This is a genomic window from Pseudomonas sp. P1_F1_2 (genome assembly GCF_056405815.1).
Map to the genome: position 1 here is coordinate 22,331 of NZ_JBFUBK010000060.1, position 20,650 is coordinate 42,980.

Here is a 20,650-nt window from a genome sequence, read left to right on the forward strand (position 1 = left end):
CACGACTCAAACCATGGAGTAAACACCACTATGAATCTGTCACGAAACTTGCTCATCGGTGCTGCACTGACCGGCGTCTTGCTTGGCGGTTGTACTTCGAAGGTCACGGAAAAGGAACAATATTCCGGTTACCTGTCGAGCTACAACAACCTGCAGGAAGTCGAAACGCCCAGCGGTGGTACGGCAATGCGTTGGGTGAGCCCATCGTGGAACCCGAATGCGTATGACACCGTGGCGTTCAACAAGCTGGAATTCTACCCGGCGCCGAAACCCAACGAGCGGGTGAATCAGCAGACGCTGGCCGATATTCAGAGCTACATGACCAGCAAAGCCAAAGCCACGCTGGGCACCAAATACCGGGTTGTGACCAACTCGGCGTCAGCACCGGCCGGCTCCAGAACCTTGATCTTGCGTGCGGCGATCACCGGGGTCAGCGCCTCGAACGAAGGCATGAAGTGGTATGAAGTGGTGCCGATCGCTGCCGTTGTCGGGGCGACACAGGCAGCCACCGGTCATCGTGACCAGGACACCGAACTGTATATCGAAGCTGAATTCGTCGATGCCAGAACCAACCAGACCGTGGGCAGAGTCGTGCGCAAGGTCTTTGGTACCACCCTGGAAAACGAAAGCCAGAACGTCACTGCCAAGGATTTTAAAGCGGCCATCGACAAGCTGAACTCCGACCTCCTGCAATTCATCAAGTAACAAAGAGCGCCGGCTGGCGCCCTGTTGAAGGGGCGCCGGCATCCTCACTGCCGATTACTTTTTCATCCCCACCCGTCGCCGCATCTCGGCCGTAATCGTCTGCCGGGTTTTCCTCATGCCCGCCCAAGGCCCCTCACCCACCTCGGCCAGACGCTCATGCACATTGTGCACGTTCCATTGGTTCCCCCCTTTGAGCTCGGCCACTTCCTCGCGAAAGATTGGCACCGACACCGGTAAACCTTCACGAGTACGCACGGCGTAGGCGCAAATGGTGGTGGCACCCAGACCGTTGCGCAGGTAATCGATGAAGATCCGCCCGACCCGATTCTTCGGCCCCGAGACGGCAGAAAAGCGTTCCGGCAACAGCTTCGCCATGTGGCTGACAATCGCATGGCTGAAGTCCTTCACCTCGTCCCAACCCTGCTTGCGGGTCAGCGGCACCACCAGGTGAATACCCTTGCCGCCGCTGGTTTTGAGGAAGGCCTTGAGCCCCAGTTCATCGAGCACCGACAGCGTTAGCTGAGTCGCCTCGACCATGCTTTTCCAGGGCAGCGCCGGGTCCGGATCAAGGTCGAGCACGAAACGATCGGGCCGCTCGAGATTATCGGCGGTGGCATTCCAGGTGTGCAGCTCCACGGTACTCATTTGCACGGCGCCAATCAGCGCTTGGGCGTTGTTGATGATCATCACCGGTTGGCCGGTGAGTGCCTTGTCCAGCGTGGTGATGCCTGGAATGGCCAAGTGCTCGGCATTTTTCTGGAAAAACAACTCACCAGCGATCCCCTCCGGTGCACGAACCAGTGCCACGGGCCTGTCCTTGAGCTCGGGCAAAATCCACTGCGCAACGCTGGCGTAATACTCGGCCAACTGAACTTTGGTGGTCCCGGTGGTGGCGTCGATCACCCGGTCGGGGTGGGTGATGCGCACCTCGCCCTTGACCAGGCCAGCCTGCGACGGTGCAGGTTGCGCACCGGCGGTTTTTTTCTCTGGGGTCTTCACCACGTGGGGACGCTCCTCAGTGATGCCTTTGGCGGGTTTGTCTTCGCGCAGGCCATGGAACACCGCATGGCGCACCGAGCCCTCCTTGGTCATTTCAGCAAACGCCACTTCGGCCAGCAGCGTGGGCTTGAGCCAGTGCACACCCTTGGCCTCGAAACCGCTCGGTGGGTTGACCACCGACGGCTTCTTCGTCTGCCAGGGTTTGAGCTGTTCGAAGATGCGCTTGAGCGTCGTCTCGTTGAATCCGGTGCCAACCTTCCCGGCGTAACGCAATTGAGCGCTGTCACGGTCGTGCAACCCGAGCAATAAGGCACCGAATGCATGACGCGACCCTTTCGGATCGGTGTAGCCGACCACCACGAATTCCTGCCGATGTTTGCACTTGAGCTTGATCCAGTCGCTGCTGCGTCGTGACACATAAGGTGAGCCCATGCGCTTGCCGATCAACCCTTCCATCTGCATTTGGCAGGCGCTGTTGAGCAAGGCGTCTGGTGCTTCAGCGAATGAATCCGAGAAGCGCAGCAGCGGGTCATGATTGAGCTTGAGCACGGTCGACAGCGCCACCCTGCGTTCTTCGACCGGCACCTCGCGCAGGTCCACGCCGTTGAGATAAGGCAGGTCGAACAAGTAGTACACGATGTTGGCGCTGGCACCGGCGTCGAAGGCATTTTGCAGCGCCTGAAAGTCCGGTACGCCCTGCTCGTTGGCCACCACCATTTCACCGTCAAGCCAGGCTGATTCGAGGCCCAATGCCGCCAAGGCTTCGGCCTGTCTGGGCAGTTTGTGGGTCCAGTCGTGACCGTTACGGGTGAAGAGCCTGACGTCGCTGTGGTCGATGCGGGCCATGATCCGGTAACCGTCGAACTTGATCTCGTAAAGCCACTGACCGTCCGGAGCCTTCTCCACCAACGTGGCCAGTTCGGGTTTGAGCTGCTCTGGCAGTTTGGCTTTGCGAGCGCCGGTGAGTGGCGCCGATGTCTCTTTAGTCGCCACTTTGCGTGCCGGTTGCTTGACGGGTTTGGGTTTAACCGTCGACTTCGATTGTTTGGCCAGGAGGGTCCGATCACTGAGCACGCTGTCGGGCTCGGCGGTGACCACATCGTAATCGCTCTCGGGCTTGGCCGCGCTGTCCTGATGCTTGATTAGAAACCATTGCTCCTGTTTGCCCGGCATGTGCGTGCGCACCAGGCTCCATAGACCACCAAGCTTCTCGCCTTGCAGTTCGAACTTGAGCTTGCCCTTGGCGTAGGCCTTGACCGGATCCTCCTGCGCAATCCACACACCGCGGTCCCACACGATCACATCGCCCGCGCCGTAATGCCCTTCGGGAATGCTGCCCTCAAACGTCGCGTAATCGAGCGGATGGTCTTCGACGTGAACCGCCAGACGCTTGACCTTGGGGTCCAGGGACGGGCCTTTAGGCACCGCCCAGCTTTTCAGCGCCCCCTCAAGTTCCAGGCGAAAATCGTAATGCAGACGTGAGGCGTCATGCTTCTGAATGCAGAACTGCAACGCGTGGTCTTTCGCGTTTTTTTTGGCCAGGCGTTTGGTCGCGACGGGCTCTGAGGTCGCCGAAAAATCGCGCAAGCGGTTGTAGTCATCCAGGGTCTTGTTCATGGCATACCTGCTGCCGATGCCGCCGTCATGAAGGCGTCTCTAATCAGCAGAGCAACCGGGCCAGATAAAAATTCCATCGGCATTCAAACCGTCCGGACAAACGGGCCTCAGGCGCGGCACCCGACGGCTCGCGGGTGAATATACTCAGCCAGTGCGGATTCATCCTGCGGAGAGCAATCATGCGAACGGTTCACATCATCGAGCAAGCCCAAACGCCGACACCGGTGAATGTCGTCGGCGAGGCGATCACGATTCTCGCCGGCGGCGATCTGAGCAAGCCTTTTGAAATGCACATTCAGGAAGGCGTGCAAGGGGGCGGGCCGCCGCCGCACTTTCATCCGTGGGATGAAGCGTTCTATGTGGTCGACGGCGAGGTCGAAGTGACGGTAGCGGGCACGTCCACCACGGTGTCAGCCGGGGGCTACGTGCATATTCCCGGTGGGGCGATCCATGCTTACAAGAACCTCAGCCCGACCGCGAAAATGATTGGTGTAGTCTCCGATCCAAGGGGCGGGCAGTTCTTTGCGGCGGTGGATCGGCTGCGGGTGCCGGAGGATTTGCCGCGGATCCTTGAGATCGCCGCGGCGCATGGCGTTACGTTTCTGCTGTAGCGTCCGTTACAGCCGCTCAGGCCGCGCCTCCCTTGGCCTGCTGCTCCAGATGCACTTGCAGTTCAGGATCAATCTCCAGCGCCGCTGCCAATTCGTCGAGATAGGTCCGCTCGGCGTCCCCCTGATCGTTCACCAGCATCACGCTCGCCAGGTACATTTCCGCCGCAATCGCCGGGTCCGTTGCCGACACCGCCACATCGACGGCATCCAGCGGCCGGGCCACCTCTTCATCCAGCCATTGCTGAAGGTCTGGGTCATCGGTGTGCTTGCCGATTTCAGCGCTGATTAGCTGCTTCTCGGCCGCATCAATGCGGCCATCGGCTTTCGCCGCCGCAATCAATGCACGCAACACGGCATGACTGTGGTCTTCTATTTCCGGCCCCGACAATAGATCAGCCGTGCGCGGCGGCTGTCGGGGTGCCGAAGCCTGACTGCGCTGCCAGCTCTGATACGCCTGGAATGCCATCATTCCCAGCGACGCCAAGGCCGCGTAATTGGGGCCGCCACCGGAGCGACTCTGGGTCGAACCACCCGTCGCTGAACCACCGCCGAGCAAACCGCCGAGCAATCCACCCAGGCCGCCACCGCCACTGCTTGAACCGCCCCCTCCGCCCACCAGGCCACCCAGCAAGCCACCGAGTCCGCCCAGCGGATCTTGAGACGACGCGCCACCGCCGCCCTGTTGACCCAGCGAGCCCTGGCCGGCCCGCAGCAATTGTTCGAGCAGATCGCTGGTGTTCATGACGCTGTCCTCTTCAAGAGAAGTTGATCCGGTCAGGCAACGATAGTCCTCACCGACAAATGCGCCACGACCATTGGGCTGCTGAAATCAGACGCTGCGCCAGCGTCGGCGTTTCCTCGAACGCCCGGCGTTTATCCGAGGTATTTTCTTGCCATGCAGCTAAGATTTACAGACGCTGAACCTTATCCCCGGATTCCCGGTCGATACCTGCAACCGACCCGGTTTGCCGACACCCCCACTTGAAGGGGTGATAACAGGCTTGCTTCATTTACTGGAGAACGCCCCCGTGATTTCGACCGTACACATTGCCAGGCTCAAAGCTTGGGGCGCCCATGGTTTTACCGCCACCGGCGTGGTGACTGCCTTCCTCGCCACCCTGGCATTGCTGGATAACCAGCCGACTCAGTGCCTGCTGTGGCTGGGCGTCGCGCTGATCGTCGACGGGCTGGATGGCGCGCTGGCGCGCAAGGTCAATGTGCAATCGGTGCTGCCCAGTTTCGATGGTTCGATTCTGGACCTGGTGATCGACTACCTGACCTATGTGTTTATCCCGGCGCTGTTCATCCATCGCTACATCCCGCTGCCGGACTACACGCTGCTGCTGAGCGTGTCGCTGATTCTGGTGTCGTCGCTGTTCTGCTTCTGCAACGTCAACATGAAGAGCAAAGACAACTACTTCCAGGGCTTTCCGGCCGCGTGGAATGTGGTTGCGCTGTGCCTGTACATCATCGCGCCGACGCCATGGATCACCTTGCTCACCGTCATTGGCCTGGCCTTGTTGACCGTGACACGGATGAAGTTCCTGCACCCGTTTCGCGTGCGCAAGTTCATGCCGATCAACATTGCGGTGACGGCCATTTGGCTGCTGTGCAGTTTGTCGCTGGTGATCAACCATCCCGTCATCAATCCGATGGTGATGGGGCTTTGGTTGCTGATGTCGGCGTATTTCCTGGGGATCTGCCTCTGGCGCACGGCGCTGGAGTGGCATGACGGCTCGCGGCACCCGTAACGCCATGGCCATTCATATCGTCCGCCTCGGCTCGCCGCGCTCCCCTGATGAAGGCTTGCGCCTGGGCACCGTGCGCCGTCCACCCCGTGGCGTACCGAAGGCCGAGTTTGCCCGCCGTGATTTTTACGACGTGTGGCAGCCACTGCTGTCGCCGAGTGCAGAATTGGTGGCTGAAGCCAAAGCGGCCACGGACGACAAGGCCTGGGAGGCCTTCAGACGCAAGTTCAAGGCAGAAATGAACCAACCCGCGCCAAGCCAGTTACTGGACCTGTTGGCCGCCCTCTCCCATCACACTTCGCTGGCCGTGGGTTGTTATTGCGAGGAAGAGGCGCACTGTCACCGCTCGGTGTTGCGCGAACTGCTGGCGGCCCGAGGCGCCAGCATCGTGTAACCTCCAAAACATACAAAATCCCCTGTAGGAGCTGAGCTTGCTCGCGATGGCGGTGTGTCAGACAGCATAAATATCGATCGATACGCCGCCATCGCGAGCAAGCTCGGCTCCTACAGTTAGATCTACGCCGGGTCAGCGTCTTGTGATGACGGCTTCGAGGTATTCACTCGGCACCACCAGCGACTTCTCCCCCGCCCGGTTCATCCGGTTCAACAGCTCGGTCAGGTCCTGTTCAAAGGCCTCGGCGCCCTCGGGAGGCAGCACGGCGAAGGCTTTATGGATCGGCCCGTACCAGTTGCGGAAGACGTCGATGAAGTGCGCCGGCGAGCGATAGCGGAAATTGAAGGCACGACGCGTCACCTGGACCAGGAAGTCGTGTTCATCAAAGTGTGAATGCAGCCAGGCCTCGGAGCCCCAGTTGGACGGCGGTTGTGCCCCCAGCGGTGGCGGCAGGTGCTGGCCCAGGGTCTTGAACACCTGGCCGACAAAACCTTCCGGCGTCCAGTTGGCCAGGCCGATCCGGCCACCGGGGCGGCACACTCGCGCCAGTTCTGCGGCCGCTTTGGGTTGGTCCGGCGTAAACATCACGCCGAAGGTCGACAGCACGGCATCGAAGCTCGCGTCCTCGAACGGTAGCGCCTCGGCGTCGGCCACCTGGAAGGTCACTGGCAAACGCTCGGCCCTGGCCCGTTCTTCGCCACGCTCCAGCAACGCGCCGACGTAATCGGTCGAGGTGACAGCGCAGCCTCGGCGTGCGGCGGCGAGTGTTGCATTGCCGTTACCGGCGGCCACGTCCAGCACCCGCTCGTCACAGAGCAGGTCGCAGGCTTCGGCAAGTTGTTCACCGACAATCTGCAAAGTGGTCCCGATAACGGTGTAGTCGCCACTGGCCCAAGAGGCCATCTGACGGTTTTTCAGGGCAGTTAGATCAATCGGTGTACTCATGAAGTCTGCTCCGTACGGATGGCAACCGACCGCGGCCTATTCCGCCGTGGTGGGATCGATGATGCTTGCCACTTGGGAAATACGACTGGCCGGGAAACCACTACGGGTCGCGTGTTCTTTGATGAGTGCTTCGCTGGGTGAGATGTACACGCAGTAGAGCTTGTCACCGGTGACGTAACTCTGAAGCCACTGCACCTCTGGCAATTCGCGCAACACGCTGCAGGACTTTAGCGCGGCGGCTTTCAAATCCCGTTCTGACAGTGTTCCAGCGCCCGGGATATCGCGTTCTATGACGAACTTCGGCATGACAACCTCTCATTCTTGTTATTGATGACAGGGTCGGTAGTGAACCTGTAGGCAAACTATCGCCCCGGCGCACGCCCGCGTCCTGCCCGATCGTCGGCCAACCTTGTCCGATCGTCCGGAGGTTTGGCGCGGCGCGGTGACAGGCTCACAATCAACACCATTCGTACACGGGGAAACCTCCATGGACGCCCTCTCCCAAACCTTGCGTGTCGTGCGCCTGGTCGGCGCGATTTTTATCAATGCCCGGTTCACCGCGCCCTGGTGCTATCAGTCGCCGAGCGCCGACACGGCGGCACCGTTTCTGGAACCCGGTGCCGAGCGAGTGGTGATTTTCCACCTGATCACCGAAGGCGAGTGTTACGTCGAACTCGGTGATGATCCGCCGCTGCTGCTGTCGGCTGGCGATGTGGTGGTGTTTCCGCAGGGGCATGCCCATCGCATGAGCTCTAAACCCGGACTGCCGCCCGCCACGGGTGCGCGGCTGGACGTCGTGCTGGCGCGGCGTCCACGGCAATTGAGTTATGGCGGGGGCGGCGCGGTCACGCGGTTGGTGTGCGGCTATCTGGCGTGCGATACGCGATTGGCGGGCATGTTGCTGACGGGCCTGCCGGCGGTGGTCCGGGTCAACGTGCGCGGCTCGAATGCCGGGATCTGGCTGGAGTCTTCAGTGCGTTATGCGCTGGCCGAAGCCCGCTCGCCCAGGCCTGGCGGCGAAGGCGTGCTGGCCAAACTGGCCGAGGTGTTGTTCATCGAAGTGCTGCGCCTGTACATGCAAGAACAGGGCGAAGGGCAAACCGGGTGGCTGGCGGGTGTCGGCGACCGGATTGTCGGCGCCGCGTTGAATGCCCTGCACAAAAAGCCCTGTCACGCCTGGACCGTGGATGAACTGGCGCGCACGGCCGGGACGTCAAGATCGGTATTGGCCGAGCGCTTTCAGCAATTGGTGGGGAGCTCGCCCATGCAGTACCTGACGCAATGGCGGATGTTGCTGGCGGCCAACCTGTTACGCAGCAGTAACAGCTCATTGATACGCATCGCCGAAGAGGTGGGTTACCAGACCGATACGGCGTTCAGCCGGGCCTTTCGCCGCGAGTTCGGTACGCCACCCGCTGCGTGGCGGCGTAATCAGGAGAAAAAATCAATGGCCCACGGCGCGGAGCCTGTGGGCCATTGATTTGGAGGATTACGCCGCAGGCGCTTTGGCTTCTTCCAGCAGTTGTTGAATCATCTTCTCCTGCGTCTCGTAGCTGCCTTCACCGAAGTGGGTGTAACGCACCTGACCCTTGGCGTCGATCAGGTAATGCGCCGGCCAGTATTGGTTATCGAATGCACGCCAGATCGTGTAGTTGTTGTCGATCGCCACCGGGTAGGTGATGCCGAGTTTTTTCACCTGATCCTTGACGTTGTCGATGATGCGCTCGAAACCGTATTCCGGAGTGTGCACGCCAATCACTACCAGGCCTTCCTTCTCGTATTTCTTTGCCCAGTCCTTCACATACGGCAGCGTGTGCTGGCAGTTGATGCAGTCGAAGGTCCAGAAATCCACCAGTACCACTTTGCCTTTCAGCGATTCGCGGGTCAGGGCCGGTGAGTTGATCCATTCGACGGCGCCGTTCAGTGAGGGCATCGCGCCTTGGGCGTTGTCCATCGGGTCGGCTTTGACTTTGCTGACAAAGTAATCGACGACCTTCGGCACGTTTTCCAGCACACCTTTCTCCAGGCTGCTGACGCCTTCGGACGATGTACTGGCCAGCAAGGTTTTGTCCGCGCCAGTGGAAATCACCGCGGCGGCAGCCAGCACCGCGACACCGGCACCACGACGCAGCCATCCAGTGACCGGGATCGACGCTTTCAAGCGATTGACCAGGCCGCGACCGGCGAAAATCAATACCCCCAGCGACAACGCACTGCCCAGGCCGTATGCCACCAGCAACAGGCTGGTTTGCGCATTGGCGCCTTGCAGCATGGCGCCGGTGAGGATGACCCCGAGGATCGGCCCGGCGCAGGGTGCCCACAGCAGGCCGGTGGCCACACCGATCATGACCGAACTCAACGGGCCGGAGATTTTGCGCGAATCCGGATCCAGACGGTTGCCCAACGCCACAAACGGACGGGCCAGCCAGTCTCCGACCCGGGCAGAGATCAACGACAAGGCAAACAGCCCCATCACGATCAGGGCCACATGGCGACCGGTGTTGTTGGCCTGCACCACCCACTCGCTGCTGACCACGGCCAGGCTGGAAATCAGGGCGAAGGTCAGGACCATGCCGCCGAGGGTCAGCAGAATGGAGGAACGTGTACGTTTGACCCCGGCGAACAGGAACGGTACGACCGGCAGGATGCAAGGACTGAGGACGGTCAATATGCCGCCCAGGAAAGCGATGAGGAACATGGGATCACCTTTGAAATAAAGAGCGCGGCACACTGAAAATCCCTGTGGGAGCGAGCTTGCTCGCGATGAGGTCAGTACACCCAACATGGATGTCGACTGACACTCAGCCATCGCGAGCAAGCTCGCTCCCACAGTGGGTGGTGGTGGTTGGATAAGTTGTGTCTGGCATCAGGCAGTCTGGCTATCCAGTTGCTGCCCCTGGGGAGTCCGGCTTGCGCCGTTCTCTGCCACCATCTGCCCCTGCGGCGTCCGGCTATAACCGTCCTCGGCCAGAAATGCGGTGGAATCCTTGTGCGCCACTGGCGTCAGCTGGAAGCAGGTGGCGCTGCCACAGCTGCTTTGTTCCACAGCGGCGTTGGCATGGGCGGCGGTGCCGGCGACGGTGAAGGCAATGGCGGTCAAATAGCGGCTTACGTTGTTCATGAGGGTCTTCCTGTTTCGAAGGGGGTGGGCAATGGGTGATCGCAGCAATCAGTTGTCCGAGTTGCAGTTGTCAGCCACTTTTCGGTAGTCAAGAACCTGGGTTTTGTTCTGCGAATCCAGGTAAGTCAGTTGCGCATCCACCACGCCGCAGACCGGGGTCGCGTCTTGTTTCAGCGACACGACCTTTCTGATGTCCAGGTGAGTGCCGTAGGTGTAGGTTTTGGCGGTAACGTCTGCTTCGGCACGGGCCGACAAGGTGCAGATGTTCAGGGCAGCAAACAGGCAAGCGGCGTAGATGGCTTTAGTGTTCATGGCGGTTTCCTCAAGGCTTCAATGGGTAGGTCGTTCAATTGAGCCGAGGCGGTCTGGTGTGCCTCGATGGAACCTATTAGAAGCCTGCGAGGTATCTGGTCTGTGTCGAGAACAGACGCGTATAAATCGGTACGTATCAAAGCCGCCCCCTGATACACAGCGATACAAAACCCCTGAAAAACCGTGTTTTTGCGTCTGCGTGTATCCGCCGCCAAGCCAGATACACTGCAATACAAAGGGCGGCGGGCAAGCGGGCCAAGGCTCGATAGACTGGGCAGCATTCCCCTACTGACAGAGGCAAGGCCCCATGGAACACGTCGATCACATTCTCATCGTCGACGATGACCGCGAGATCCGGGAGCTGGTAGGCAACTACCTGAAGAAGAACGGCCTGCGCACCACCGTGGTCGCCGACGGGCGCCAAATGCGCACCTTCCTCGAAACCACGCCGGTGGACCTGATCGTGCTCGACATCATGATGCCCGGCGACGACGGCCTGATGCTCTGCCGTGAATTGCGCGCCGGCAAACACAAGGCCACGCCGGTGTTGATGCTCACCGCGCGCAACGACGAAACCGACCGCATCATCGGCCTGGAAATGGGCGCCGACGATTACCTGGTCAAACCCTTCGCCGCCCGCGAGTTGCTCGCCCGCATCAACGCCGTGCTGCGCCGCACGCGCATGCTGCCGCCGAACCTGGTGGTGACCGAGAGCGGTCGCCTGCTGGCGTTCGGTCGTTGGCGCCTGGACACCTCGGCCCGGCACCTGCTGGACGAAGACGGCACCATGGTGGCGCTGAGCGGTGCCGAATATCGCCTGCTGCGAGTGTTTCTCGATCACCCGCAGCGGGTGCTCAATCGCGATCAATTGCTGAACCTGACCCAGGGCCGCGACGCCGATCTGTTTGACCGCTCCATCGACTTGCTGGTCAGCCGCTTGCGCCAGCGCTTGCTGGACGATGCCCGCGAACCGGCCTACATCAAAACCGTGCGCAGCGAGGGCTATGTGTTTTCGTTGGCGGTGGAAGTACTCGGGGCGCCCTCATGAACGTCACGATTCGTTGGCCGCGCACCCTCGCCTCACGCCTGTCGTTGATCTTCCTGATTGGCTTGATCCTGGCGCAAGCGCTGTCCTTCGGCGCGCAGTACTACGAGCGTTACGAAACCGCGAAAAACACCATGCTCGGCAATCTGGAGACCGATGTCTCGACGTCCATCGCCATCCTCGACCGCTTGCCCGCCGCGGAACGGGCAAGCTGGTTGCAACAACTGGAGCGGCGCAATTACCGCTATTTGCTGGACGAAGGTTCGCCGGGCACGGCCATGAGTGACACGCCGATTGCGGTGACCTCGATCAAGGACGCCATCGGCAAGGACTACCCAATGACCGTGACCGACATTCCCGGCCCGATCAAACACTTCCAGGTTCATCTGAAACTGGCCGATGGCAGCCCGGTTACCATCGACGTGCGCCCATCGATGGTGCCGCTGTCGCCGTGGCTGCCGTTCGTCCTGCTCGGCCAATTGGCGTTGATGATTGCCTGCACCTGGCTGGCCGTCAGAATCGCCATCCGCCCCCTCACGCGCCTCGCGCAAGCCGTGGACACCCTGGACCCGAACGCCCACCCCGTGCACCTGGACGAAAAAGGCCCGACCGAAGTTGCCCACGCCGCGAAGGCGTTCAATGCCATGCAGGCGCGCATCGCCGCGTACCTCAAAGAACGCATGCAACTGCTGGCAGCCATTTCCCACGACCTGCAAACCCCGATCACCCGCATGAAACTGCGCGCTGAATTCATGGACGACTCCAGCGAGAAAGACAAACTGTGGAACGACCTCGGCGAGATGGAGCATCTGGTACGCGAAGGCGTGGCGTATGCCCGCAGCGTCCATGGTGCCACCGAAGAAAGCCGTCGCACCGACCTGGACTCGTTCCTCGACAGCCTGGTATTCGACTATCAGGACATGGGCAAAGACGTATCGCTGGAAGGCAAAAGTGCCACGGTGATCGACACCCGTCCCCATGCGTTACGTCGAGTGTTGGTGAACCTCACCGACAACGCGCTGAAGTTCGCCGGAGCCGCCGAACTCTGGGTTGAAAGCAAAAACGGCAACCTGTCGGTGAAAGTCATGGATCGCGGGCCGGGCATCTCCGAGGAAGAACTGGCGCACGTGATGGAACCGTTCTACCGCGTCGAAAACTCGCGTAACCGCAGCACCGGCGGGACCGGGCTGGGCCTGGCGATTGCGCAGCAATTGGCGATCGCCATCGGTGGCTCGTTGACGCTGAGCAATCGCGAGGGGGGTGGGTTGTGTGCGGAGCTGAAATTGCCGGCTCGACCTGTCAGTCAGTAAATAAACGCAAGGGCCAGGGAAAGCCTTTATATTGTCGGACGCTGTCGGTCGGCTCGTCCCTGCGGCGCAACTGGCAACGCCTCATCACTAATATGGACATTGGCAAATGGATGACAACAGAAGGCCCATCAAGACGCGCTCGGCGGGTTGGGCGAAACGTATCACCGACCGGCTGGTGAAACGCGACATTTCCCCCAATCAGATTTCCGTCGCCAGCATCGCCTTCGCACTCGCCGGGGCGCTGGCGCTAAATATTGATAACGGCCTCATTGGCTCACTCCTCTGCGCCGTCGGCATTCAACTGCGCCTGCTGTGCAATCTGTTCGACGGCATGGTGGCCATCGAAGGTGGCAAGCAGTCCGACATCGGCAGCCTCTACAACGAATTCCCCGACCGTATTGCCGACAGCCTGCTGATCATCGGGCTCGGGTATGCCATTGGGCACGTCGACCTCGGATGGTTCGCGGCGTTGGCCGCGGCGCTGACGGCTTATGTTCGCGTCTTTGGCGGTTCGCTGGGCCTCAAGCAGACGTTCATGGGCCCCATGGCCAAGCAGCATCGAATGGCGGTGATGACCGCCGGGCTGTTGCTCAATGCAGTCGAAACAACGGTGTATGGCACTCACTACGTGCTGTTGATCGCGCTGCTGATCATTGCTGTCGGATCCGCCGCAACCTGCGTCACGCGAACCTTGGCCATTTCGCGTCAGCTAAAGGGGAATCTCCATGTGGATCAGTAATGCGCTGATTTCCGTACTGCGTTTCCTGATCGGTGTTACGGCCCGCTGGGAAAGCCCGCCGGACCTGACCCGCCAGCGTATCTATTTTGCCAATCACACCAGCCACATGGACACGCTGGCAATTATTGCCGCCCTGCCACCTGAAGCCCGGGTCAATGTGAAACCGGTGGCCGCCGCCGACTACTGGGGCAAGAACCGTTTCCTGCGCTACATCTCGCAGAAAGGCTTGAATGCCGTGTTGATTGAGCGCAACCCGACACCCGGCACCAACGTGCTTGAGCCTATTTTCGACGTGGTGCGGGCCGGACATTCGATCATCATCTTTCCGGAAGGCACGCGTTCCAGCCAGGCATTACCGGGAGAGTTCAAATCCGGCCTGTACCGGCTCGCCGAGGCGTTCCCCGAGGTTGATCTGGTGCCCATCTACCTGGAAAACCTGCACCGCTCCATGCCCAAAGGCAAACACGTGCCGTTGCCCATCATCTGCACGATCCGTATCGGCGACCCGATGCAACGGGTTGCCGATGAGGAAAAACAGGTGTTTCTGCAACGGGCGCGTGACGCCATCGTGAGGTTGTCGGCATGACGCTTGAACAAAAATTCTTGTGGTTCTTTGGCGCCATCGCCTGCTTGCTGGCGGTGGCTTCGATCATCGGCCACGTGCTGGCCAAGCGGGCGAAAACCGAGGGCTCGATCTCGACCATCGAAAACCTCAATCAGCGAGTGAATGCCTGGTGGGGGATGGTGATCATATTCTTCGTCTCCTACCTGCTGGGCGGGAATGCGACGGTCATCCTGTTCGGCTTCATCTCACTGTTTGCGCTCAGGGAGTTCATTACCCTGACGCCGACACGCCCCGGCGACCATAACGCACTGTTTTCAGCGTTTTTCATTTTGATCCCGCTGCAATACGTGCTGATCGGTACGCACTGGTATTCGCTGTTCACACTGCTGATTCCGGTGTACGCCTTCCTGCTGCTGCCGGCGATTGCAGTGCTGAGTCAGGACACCGACAGCTTTCTGGAGCGTGCCGCCAAGATCCAGTGGGGGGTGATGATTTGCATCTACTGCATCAGCCACGCGCCGGCCCTGTTGCTGCTGGATCTGGAAGGCTTCAAAGGACAGAACGCATTGCTGCTGTTCTATCTCGTGTTTGTCGTTCAGTTGAGTGACGTGTTGCAGTACGTGTTCGGCAAGCTCTTTGGCAAACACAAGGTCGCGCCGCTGGTGAGTCCATCGAAAACCGTGGAAGGACTGGTGGGTGGCGGCTTATCGGCAACGCTGATCGGTGGCTGCATGTTCTGGATGACGCCTTTCAGTTTCTGGCAGTCGCTGCTGATGTCGTTGGTGATTGTGGTGATGGGGTTTCTGGGTGGGCTGGTCATGTCGGCGATCAAACGCAGCCTCAGTGCAAAAGACTGGGGGACCATGATCAAAGGACATGGCGGCATGCTGGACCGGATGGATTCGATCTGCTTTGCGGCGCCGATCTTCTTTCACCTGACGCGGTATTTTTTCTCCGCGTAACCCGCACCACCGATGATCGTTCCCACGCTCCGCGTGGGAATGCAGCCCTGGACGCTCCGCGTCCCTGAAGCGGACGCGGAGCGTCCGGTGAGACTTTCCCACGCAGAGCGTGGGAACGATCATGCCAGTCCCAAAACGCCTTCGCCGTGCATCTGGCGCAACAACGCTGCACCACTGGCCATAAACTCCGCCGACCCGGTTGCTCCGGCCTCCAGCGCCAGCCCTTCCAACTGAGCACGCCCCTCCAGTTCAGGAAACTGCTCGATCCGCTGCAACAACCGCCACGCCAACGGGCTCAGCTCCGAAAACTTCACGCTCCAGTCCTCGGCCCGGCGCACCAGCAGCAACGTCGGCTGAACCGGTGTCGTTTCAGGCTGGTAGTCCGGCCCTACCCACTGCACCGGCCAGGCATACGCCAGCGGCCAGGCCAACGCCGAGACCTGTAACGGTCGATCCAGCAACTGCCCGGCATCGCTTGCCGGCAAGGGCTCGGCATCAGACTGCTGCAATGCCATCTCGACCCACTCGTAATGCGCCAGCTCGACCATGAACGGCGGCCATGCGCCCTCGTTCAATGCTGGCGGTTGAGCCGCAATGAACTCGACAAACTCCTGGGCGATCTCGCCGAATTTCGGCGTGCGCGCGCGGTAGTCCCGCAGGAAGATCCGCACCAGTGTGCGCCACTGCTCATCACCGAGAATCTTGATCAGCACTGGAAATGTCCCGCTGAGCAACGTCGACAGGTTGGCGAAAATCAGGTCGCGATACACCTGGGCTCGCGCGGCGTTCATTTCACCGGGTGGCGCGCAGTGATCAGGATCGCGCAGGTAGCGGCCCAGGGTAGTTTGTTGTTCAGAAAGGCTCGGCTTATCCATGGTGAATCCCCTCGGTTTGCAAGCGGCGAATGGTCTGCAACTCCGCGACCAATTCAGAGAATGCCGGGAAGTTGAAGTCCCGCTCCAGCAGTGTCGGTTGCGCGCCGAATCGGCCATACGCCTGCGCCAGCAACGACCAGACCGCCGGTTTCACCGAGGCTCCGTGGGTGTCGATTTTCAAAGTGTCGGACTCATCGAAGTGCCCGGCCACGTGCATGGCCACCACCCGGCCTGAATCGATGCTGGCCAGAAACGACTGCGGATCAAATCCGTGATTGATCGAGTTGACGTACACGTTGTTGACGTCCAGCAGCAGGTCGCAATCGGCCTCGCGCAACACCGCGTTGGTGAATGCCACTTCGTCCATGTCCTGCTGTGGCGCGGCGTAGTAGGAAACGTTTTCCACCGCCAGGCGCCGGCCAAGAATGTCCTGAGCCTGGCGAATCCGCGCCGCCACGTGATGCACGGCTTCTTCGGTAAAGGGCAGCGGCAGCAAGTCGTAAAGGTGACCGTCATCGCTGCAATAGCTCAGGTGTTCGCTGTACAGCGGCACGTTGTATTGATCGAGGAACACCCGCACTTCCTGCAGGAACCCGACATCCAGTGGCGCCGGGCCACCCAATGACAGGGACAAGCCGTGACAAGACAACGGAAATCGCTCGGCCAGGGTGCGAAATGCATGGCCATGGGCACCGCCGATGCCAATCCAGTTTTCCGGCGCGACTTCCAGGAAGTCGAAATCACCGGTACGGGCGGCTTGAAGGTCTTTCATCAGGCCGCGGCGCAGGCCGAGCCCGACGGTGGCCCTGGTTGATGTGGATGAGGTCTGCATGGTGTCGATCTCAATGATTGCCGAAACGGAATCACAGTTAATCGAAGCGCTGTATCGGGGCTGTGTTCGGTTGCGGCAGAAAATCGGGTGGGATGTATCAGCGACGGGTCTGTACACACTTGGGTACAGACCCGTTGTTGGGCGTTATGCCAGGTCGTATTTTTCACGCACCAAGTGGCCGATGCCGATGCGATCCAGCACGGTCATCGGGCACAGGAAGGTCACGCGCACGGTGCCGGGCAAGCGGCTAATGTCGATCGAGCCGGTGATGGTCGCGCGGTTAAGCACTTCGTCATACGGCAGGCCGGTGACCGAAGCGGCGCGCTTCAGACCGTTTTCGACCGCGACGTTGAGGTTCTCGCCGCTGCCGATGAACGTGATCGGGCCACTCTGTTCGATCTCGTGCTGCCCCCAGCGTTCGCCCAGTTCGCGGACTTTCTGCCGCTGTTCGGCTGTCATCGGGCGCGCCATGGGCGGCAGGTCGTCAAGGTTTTGCAGGAGAATCGGCCCTTCCAGCGTCAGGTGCTTGATCACTTCCACCTGCACTTCGGTTTCCCCGGAGCAATCGGTGGCATGCCCGGCGATCTCGCCGTTGCCCTGCTGGGCATGCATGTCGCCCATGTACACGCCGGCGCCCGGCACTTTCACCGGACAGATCAGCACGCAGCCTTCGCGGATCGAATTGGTGTCCATGTGGCCGTCGGTCTTCGCCGCGTGCAGTTCTTCGCGGGTCATGCCGAAACGGTGTGGCGCGTTGATCAGGTACTGGCCGAAATCGGCGCAGTTGTGCGAGTCCGGCAAGTCACGGGACGGCGTGGTGCCAATATTGCCGAGGAACGGGCGCATGTGCGCGGCGACGCCGGGGATGTCGGCGCGGGCCAGCGACAGGATCGAGTGCTGGGCGGCGAAATCCGGCAGTGCCGACATCTCGGAGGCGTTGCCGGCCAGTCGATTGGCAACGTCCTGATTGACGGTCAGGCTGACCTGATTTTGCGCATCAAACACGATCACGTAACCGTGGCTGAAACGAAACGCGCTGACTTCGGCGCCGCAGTTGTTGCAACGAATCGAGTCTTCACCGATGCCTTCGACGTGGCTGGCCGGGTGGTCGGTGCCGCACCTGGAGCAGAATTTGGAGACGAACGGATCGCCGTTGTAGCGCCCCTCGACAAAACTCATGACCCCGGACGACGTCGCCAGCGACGTCACGCGCATGCTTTTGATCTTGATGGCCACCGCATCGCCGACTTCCGCGCCAGCGATGGCCACCGGTTGCGTCACTTCGTGGCCCCCCTCGAAGGCCGGCGTAATCATCGGCCCCCAGCAGCCCGGCGGGGTGCCGGTGATCAGCGTACCGCCGTCGGCCAGCGGCCCGAGCATGGGCTGGCTTGGGCCGATGATGCCTTGGGTGTAATGGTCGACGCGCAAGCGGTCGACAGGCTTGGATTCAGACAGGAGCGTTGTCATTGGGGGTTCCCATAACGGAGTCAGAAGCGAAGACGGCCGCCTGTTGCGACGACCATGAAAAGTGCCCAGGCAGATCCGGGTTTCAGGCGCTGGACGGTCTTCACAGTTCATCGCAAGTTTGTATCCGGGCTGTGTTCGGCAATGGTCGGGAATGAAGTGGAATGTATCGGGACAGCGGTTAGATACAGTGCGATACACAGCACCAATCCCCCAAGGCACCGCCGCTCCCACAAGGGTTCGGTGTCAGGCTGGGAAATGGGGCTTTCGTCGCTGCAGACCACGACGCTCGAGGCCCGGACTAAACTTAATGCACCCAGGACGCGCTTGGCGTCCTGTTCATTCCAACGACCACTGTCCAGGGGCAAATGCCTCGAAAAACAGGCCTCCGGACCGTGATCCTGCTGAAGGAGCACACGTGATGGACGAGGCCAGACTCAATGATTTCATGGGCAAACTGGTAAATGACATGGGCGGCGCGGCGATGCTCGCCAACGTCATCCTCGGCGAGGAACTTGGCCTGTATCGGGCGATGGCCGACAGCCAGCCCATCAGCCCTGAAACACTCGCCGGGAAAACCGGCTGCAACCCCCGACTGGTGCGCGAATGGCTCAGCGCCCACGCAGCCTCCGGCTACATGGAACACCGCGACGGCCAGTTCCGCCTGCCCGAAGAACAGGCCCTGGCGTTGGCCAACGAAGATTCGCCGGTGTATGTGGCCGGCGGTATCGGCGTGGTCGCCTCGTTTTTCCATGACAAGGACAAACTGGTCAAGGCCATGCGCGGCGATGGCGGCCTGCCCTGGGGCGATCACCACCCGTGCATGTTCAGCGGCACCGAACGGTTTTTCCGGCCCGGCTACAAGGCGCACCTGATCAGCGAATGGTTGCCGGCCCTTGAGGGTGTGGTGGCGAAACTGGAGGCTGGGGCGAAAGTCGCGGACATCGGCTGTGGCCATGGCGCCTCGACAGTGATCATGGCCCAGGCGTTTCCGGATTCGCGGTTTGTCGGTTTCGACTATCACGCACCCTCCGTCACCGTCGCCACCCAGCGTGCCGAAGAAGGCGGCGTGGCCGGACGCGCCCGGTTTTTCCAGGGTACGGCCAAGAGTTATCCCGGCGACGACTATGACCTGGTCTGCTACTTCGACTGCCTGCACGACATGGGCGACCCGGTGGGCGCGGCCAAACATGCCTATGAATCGTTGAAACCGGACGGCACGGTGTTGCTGGTCGAGCCGTTCGCCAATGACTCCCTCGACGACAACATCACACCCGTGGGACGCCTGTTCTACGCCGCTTCGACCTTTATCTGCACGCCCAATTCGCTGTCCCAGGAAGTCGGCCTCGGGCTCGGCGCCCAGGCCGGTGAAGCGCGCTTGCGCAAGGTCTTCACCGAGGCCGGGTTCAAGACGTTCCGGCGGGCGACGGAAACACCGTTCAACCTGATTCTGGAGGCGCGTAAATAGCCGTCGATCCGCACCCGGACAGACGAGCTGTCCGGGTGCCCGGTCTGCTACGCTGCAAGCACTCATGGCTCTCTCCGGAGTGTTGAACATGCTCGACAGATTCCTGCGCGAACAACTCGAACAGCTTCGCCAAATGATGGCCGAGCAGCCGTTCGTGGTCCTGACTGGCGCCGGCATCAGCACCCCGTCGGGCATTCCGGACTACCGCGATAACCAGGGCGTGCGACGCGGCCGGCAACCGATGATGTATCAGGAGTTTCTCTCGGCCCCGCAATCGCGTCGACGCTACTGGGCCCGGGCGATGCTCGGTTGGCCGCGCGTACGTCTGGCGCAGCCGAATGTGGCGCACGAGGCGTTGGCCAGTTTGCAAAGCGCGCAGCACATCAGTGGGCTGATCACGCAGAACGTCGACACCTTGCACGACCAGGCCGGCAGTCACGATGTGATTGAGCTGCATGGCAGCCTGCACCGGGTGCTGTGCCTGGATTGTGGCGAACGTAGCGAACGCGATTCCATTCAACGATTGATGGAGGCGCAGAACCCCTACCTGGCGGGTGTCGATGCGGTACAAGCGCCGGATGGCGACACCTTGCTGGACGCCGCGTTTGAGGCTCGGTTTCAAGTACCGCACTGCCCGCATTGCGCAGGCGAGCGAATGAAACCGGATGTGGTGTTTTTTGGCGAGAACGTGGCGCAGGCGACGGCGGCCAAGGCCATGGCGGCGGTTGAAAAGGCAGCGGGGTTGTTGGTGGTCGGGTCGTCGTTGATGGCGTATTCGGCATTTCGGTTGTGTCGGGCGGTGGCGGATCAAGGCAAACCGTTGATTGCGATGAACCTGGGGAAGACTCGGGCAGATGACATTCTGGATCTGAAAATTGAAGGGTCCTGCGAGAAACTCCTGCCCCTGCTGGCCCAAAAACTGTCCACCTGACGAAACC

At 60.8% G+C, this 20,650-nt stretch carries 22 protein-coding genes; 12 read left to right on the forward strand and 10 right to left on the reverse strand.

What is annotated here, in order from left to right; translation table 11 throughout:
• The first annotated feature begins 30 nt into the window (after nt 1–30).
• A complete protein-coding gene (locus AC1D2P_RS18340; RefSeq protein WP_046027745.1) occupies nt 31–705 on the forward strand; it encodes a DUF3313 domain-containing protein in 675 nt (224 codons plus the stop codon).
• Nucleotides 706–759: 54 nt separating this feature from the next.
• Here AC1D2P_RS18340 and ligD read toward each other — a convergent pair whose 3' ends face one another.
• Nucleotides 760–3,321 (reverse strand): DNA ligase D, encoded by a 2,562-nt coding sequence (gene ligD, locus AC1D2P_RS18345; RefSeq protein WP_477757474.1) that lies wholly within the window; start codon nt 3,319–3,321, stop codon nt 760–762.
• Nucleotides 3,322–3,500: 179 nt separating this feature from the next.
• Here ligD and AC1D2P_RS18350 point away from each other — a divergent pair, with 179 nt between their 5' ends.
• On the forward strand, nt 3,501–3,932 hold the full coding sequence (locus AC1D2P_RS18350) for a cupin domain-containing protein (protein WP_077430337.1): 432 nt from the start codon (nt 3,501–3,503) through the stop codon (nt 3,930–3,932).
• 16 nt (nt 3,933–3,948) lie between these two features.
• Here AC1D2P_RS18350 and AC1D2P_RS18355 read toward each other — a convergent pair whose 3' ends face one another.
• The gene (locus AC1D2P_RS18355) at nt 3,949–4,674 is read right to left on the reverse strand and encodes a tellurite resistance TerB family protein (protein WP_477757473.1); all 726 of its coding nucleotides are present in this window, start codon (nt 4,672–4,674) and stop codon (nt 3,949–3,951) included.
• A 286-nt stretch (nt 4,675–4,960) separates the two neighbouring features.
• Between AC1D2P_RS18355 and pcsA the strand changes: the two genes are divergently transcribed.
• Nucleotides 4,961–5,683: a phosphatidylcholine synthase gene (gene pcsA / locus AC1D2P_RS18360; RefSeq protein WP_477757472.1), complete on the forward strand. Its 723-nt coding sequence runs from the start codon at nt 4,961–4,963 to the stop codon at nt 5,681–5,683.
• A gap of 4 nt (nt 5,684–5,687) precedes the next feature.
• Complete coding sequence (locus AC1D2P_RS18365) at nt 5,688–6,074, forward strand: DUF488 domain-containing protein (protein WP_477757562.1); 387 nt, start codon at nt 5,688–5,690, stop codon at nt 6,072–6,074.
• Nucleotides 6,075–6,206: 132 nt separating this feature from the next.
• Here the strand turns inward: AC1D2P_RS18365 and AC1D2P_RS18370 are convergent, their stop codons facing one another.
• On the reverse strand, nt 6,207–7,019 hold the full coding sequence (locus AC1D2P_RS18370) for a class I SAM-dependent methyltransferase (RefSeq protein ID WP_477757471.1): 813 nt from the start codon (nt 7,017–7,019) through the stop codon (nt 6,207–6,209).
• Nucleotides 7,020–7,055: 36 nt separating this feature from the next.
• Nucleotides 7,056–7,325, reverse strand: coding sequence for a DUF4242 domain-containing protein (locus AC1D2P_RS18375; protein WP_046027751.1), 270 nt, complete (start codon nt 7,323–7,325; stop codon nt 7,056–7,058).
• A gap of 181 nt (nt 7,326–7,506) precedes the next feature.
• Here AC1D2P_RS18375 and AC1D2P_RS18380 point away from each other — a divergent pair, with 181 nt between their 5' ends.
• The gene (locus tag AC1D2P_RS18380) at nt 7,507–8,499 is read left to right on the forward strand and encodes an AraC family transcriptional regulator (RefSeq protein ID WP_046027752.1); all 993 of its coding nucleotides are present in this window, start codon (nt 7,507–7,509) and stop codon (nt 8,497–8,499) included.
• 9 nt (nt 8,500–8,508) lie between these two features.
• Here AC1D2P_RS18380 and AC1D2P_RS18385 read toward each other — a convergent pair whose 3' ends face one another.
• The 3 genes from AC1D2P_RS18385 to AC1D2P_RS18395 all read right to left on the reverse strand — a co-directional run bounded on the left by AC1D2P_RS18385 (nt 8,509) and on the right by AC1D2P_RS18395 (nt 10,452).
• The gene (locus tag AC1D2P_RS18385; RefSeq protein WP_109784571.1) at nt 8,509–9,717 is read right to left on the reverse strand and encodes a cytochrome c biogenesis protein DipZ; all 1,209 of its coding nucleotides are present in this window, start codon (nt 9,715–9,717) and stop codon (nt 8,509–8,511) included.
• Nucleotides 9,718–9,885: 168 nt separating this feature from the next.
• Nucleotides 9,886–10,140: a hypothetical protein gene (locus AC1D2P_RS18390; protein ID WP_477757470.1), complete on the reverse strand. Its 255-nt coding sequence runs from the start codon at nt 10,138–10,140 to the stop codon at nt 9,886–9,888.
• Between the two features lie 48 nt (nt 10,141–10,188).
• Entirely contained in the window at nt 10,189–10,452 is a 264-nt protein-coding gene (locus AC1D2P_RS18395; protein ID WP_109784569.1) for a DUF2790 domain-containing protein, read from the reverse strand.
• A gap of 307 nt (nt 10,453–10,759) precedes the next feature.
• On the opposite strand from AC1D2P_RS18395, the gene AC1D2P_RS18400 reads away from it, so the two are divergent.
• From AC1D2P_RS18400 to AC1D2P_RS18420, 5 genes are all read left to right on the forward strand, one after another.
• Complete coding sequence (locus AC1D2P_RS18400) at nt 10,760–11,500, forward strand: response regulator (protein WP_046027756.1); 741 nt, start codon at nt 10,760–10,762, stop codon at nt 11,498–11,500.
• Complete coding sequence (locus AC1D2P_RS18405; RefSeq protein WP_109784568.1) at nt 11,497–12,807, forward strand: ATP-binding protein; 1,311 nt, start codon at nt 11,497–11,499, stop codon at nt 12,805–12,807. Before AC1D2P_RS18400 ends, AC1D2P_RS18405 begins: the two co-directional genes overlap by 4 nt.
• 106 nt (nt 12,808–12,913) lie before the next feature.
• On the forward strand, nt 12,914–13,546 hold the full coding sequence (locus AC1D2P_RS18410; RefSeq protein ID WP_046027758.1) for a CDP-alcohol phosphatidyltransferase family protein: 633 nt from the start codon (nt 12,914–12,916) through the stop codon (nt 13,544–13,546).
• Nucleotides 13,533–14,132: a lysophospholipid acyltransferase family protein gene (locus AC1D2P_RS18415; RefSeq protein ID WP_477757469.1), complete on the forward strand. Its 600-nt coding sequence runs from the start codon at nt 13,533–13,535 to the stop codon at nt 14,130–14,132. The genes AC1D2P_RS18410 and AC1D2P_RS18415 overlap by 14 nt, the downstream gene beginning before the upstream one ends.
• A complete protein-coding gene (locus tag AC1D2P_RS18420) occupies nt 14,129–15,073 on the forward strand; it encodes a phosphatidate cytidylyltransferase (protein WP_046027760.1) in 945 nt (314 codons plus the stop codon). Before AC1D2P_RS18415 ends, AC1D2P_RS18420 begins: the two co-directional genes overlap by 4 nt.
• Nucleotides 15,074–15,192: 119 nt before the next feature.
• Here the strand turns inward: AC1D2P_RS18420 and AC1D2P_RS18425 are convergent, their stop codons facing one another.
• From AC1D2P_RS18425 to AC1D2P_RS18435, 3 genes are all read right to left on the reverse strand, one after another.
• Nucleotides 15,193–15,948: an HvfC family RiPP maturation protein gene (locus AC1D2P_RS18425; RefSeq protein WP_477757468.1), complete on the reverse strand. Its 756-nt coding sequence runs from the start codon at nt 15,946–15,948 to the stop codon at nt 15,193–15,195.
• A complete protein-coding gene (locus AC1D2P_RS18430; protein WP_477757467.1) occupies nt 15,941–16,780 on the reverse strand; it encodes an HvfB family MNIO-type RiPP peptide maturase in 840 nt (279 codons plus the stop codon). Before AC1D2P_RS18430 ends, AC1D2P_RS18425 begins: the two co-directional genes overlap by 8 nt.
• A 144-nt stretch (nt 16,781–16,924) precedes the next feature.
• Nucleotides 16,925–18,247 (reverse strand): acetamidase/formamidase family protein, encoded by a 1,323-nt coding sequence (locus tag AC1D2P_RS18435; protein ID WP_477757466.1) that lies wholly within the window; start codon nt 18,245–18,247, stop codon nt 16,925–16,927.
• Nucleotides 18,248–18,665: 418 nt separating this feature from the next.
• Between AC1D2P_RS18435 and AC1D2P_RS18440 the strand changes: the two genes are divergently transcribed.
• The gene (locus AC1D2P_RS18440) at nt 18,666–19,712 is read left to right on the forward strand and encodes a class I SAM-dependent methyltransferase (RefSeq protein ID WP_077430347.1); all 1,047 of its coding nucleotides are present in this window, start codon (nt 18,666–18,668) and stop codon (nt 19,710–19,712) included.
• An 88-nt stretch (nt 19,713–19,800) separates the two neighbouring features.
• Nucleotides 19,801–20,643 carry an NAD-dependent protein deacetylase gene (locus AC1D2P_RS18445; protein WP_477757465.1) on the forward strand — a complete coding sequence of 281 codons (843 nt, stop codon included), beginning with the start codon at nt 19,801–19,803 and terminating at the stop codon, nt 20,641–20,643.
• Nucleotides 20,644–20,650 lie beyond the last annotated feature (7 nt).

Coding starts and splice junctions, on each gene's coding strand:
- AC1D2P_RS18340 (WP_046027745.1), top strand. CDS start 31: ATGAATCTGTCACGAAACTTGCTCATCGGTGCTGCACTGACCGGCGTC.
- ligD (WP_477757474.1), bottom strand. CDS start 3,321: ATGAACAAGACCCTGGATGACTACAACCGCTTGCGCGATTTTTCGGCG.
- AC1D2P_RS18350 (WP_077430337.1), top strand. CDS start 3,501: ATGCGAACGGTTCACATCATCGAGCAAGCCCAAACGCCGACACCGGTG.
- AC1D2P_RS18355 (WP_477757473.1), bottom strand. CDS start 4,674: ATGAACACCAGCGATCTGCTCGAACAATTGCTGCGGGCCGGCCAGGGC.
- AC1D2P_RS18365 (WP_477757562.1), top strand. CDS start 5,688: ATGGCCATTCATATCGTCCGCCTCGGCTCGCCGCGCTCCCCTGATGAA.
- AC1D2P_RS18370 (WP_477757471.1), bottom strand. CDS start 7,019: ATGAGTACACCGATTGATCTAACTGCCCTGAAAAACCGTCAGATGGCC.
- AC1D2P_RS18375 (WP_046027751.1), bottom strand. CDS start 7,325: ATGCCGAAGTTCGTCATAGAACGCGATATCCCGGGCGCTGGAACACTG.
- AC1D2P_RS18380 (WP_046027752.1), top strand. CDS start 7,507: ATGGACGCCCTCTCCCAAACCTTGCGTGTCGTGCGCCTGGTCGGCGCG.
- AC1D2P_RS18385 (WP_109784571.1), bottom strand. CDS start 9,717: ATGTTCCTCATCGCTTTCCTGGGCGGCATATTGACCGTCCTCAGTCCT.
- AC1D2P_RS18390 (WP_477757470.1), bottom strand. CDS start 10,140: ATGAACAACGTAAGCCGCTATTTGACCGCCATTGCCTTCACCGTCGCC.
- AC1D2P_RS18395 (WP_109784569.1), bottom strand. CDS start 10,452: ATGAACACTAAAGCCATCTACGCCGCTTGCCTGTTTGCTGCCCTGAAC.
- AC1D2P_RS18400 (WP_046027756.1), top strand. CDS start 10,760: ATGGAACACGTCGATCACATTCTCATCGTCGACGATGACCGCGAGATC.
- AC1D2P_RS18405 (WP_109784568.1), top strand. CDS start 11,497: ATGAACGTCACGATTCGTTGGCCGCGCACCCTCGCCTCACGCCTGTCG.
- AC1D2P_RS18410 (WP_046027758.1), top strand. CDS start 12,914: ATGGATGACAACAGAAGGCCCATCAAGACGCGCTCGGCGGGTTGGGCG.
- AC1D2P_RS18415 (WP_477757469.1), top strand. CDS start 13,533: ATGTGGATCAGTAATGCGCTGATTTCCGTACTGCGTTTCCTGATCGGT.
- AC1D2P_RS18420 (WP_046027760.1), top strand. CDS start 14,129: ATGACGCTTGAACAAAAATTCTTGTGGTTCTTTGGCGCCATCGCCTGC.
- AC1D2P_RS18425 (WP_477757468.1), bottom strand. CDS start 15,948: ATGGATAAGCCGAGCCTTTCTGAACAACAAACTACCCTGGGCCGCTAC.
- AC1D2P_RS18430 (WP_477757467.1), bottom strand. CDS start 16,780: ATGCAGACCTCATCCACATCAACCAGGGCCACCGTCGGGCTCGGCCTG.
- AC1D2P_RS18435 (WP_477757466.1), bottom strand. CDS start 18,247: ATGACAACGCTCCTGTCTGAATCCAAGCCTGTCGACCGCTTGCGCGTC.
- AC1D2P_RS18440 (WP_077430347.1), top strand. CDS start 18,666: ATGGACGAGGCCAGACTCAATGATTTCATGGGCAAACTGGTAAATGAC.
- AC1D2P_RS18445 (WP_477757465.1), top strand. CDS start 19,801: ATGCTCGACAGATTCCTGCGCGAACAACTCGAACAGCTTCGCCAAATG.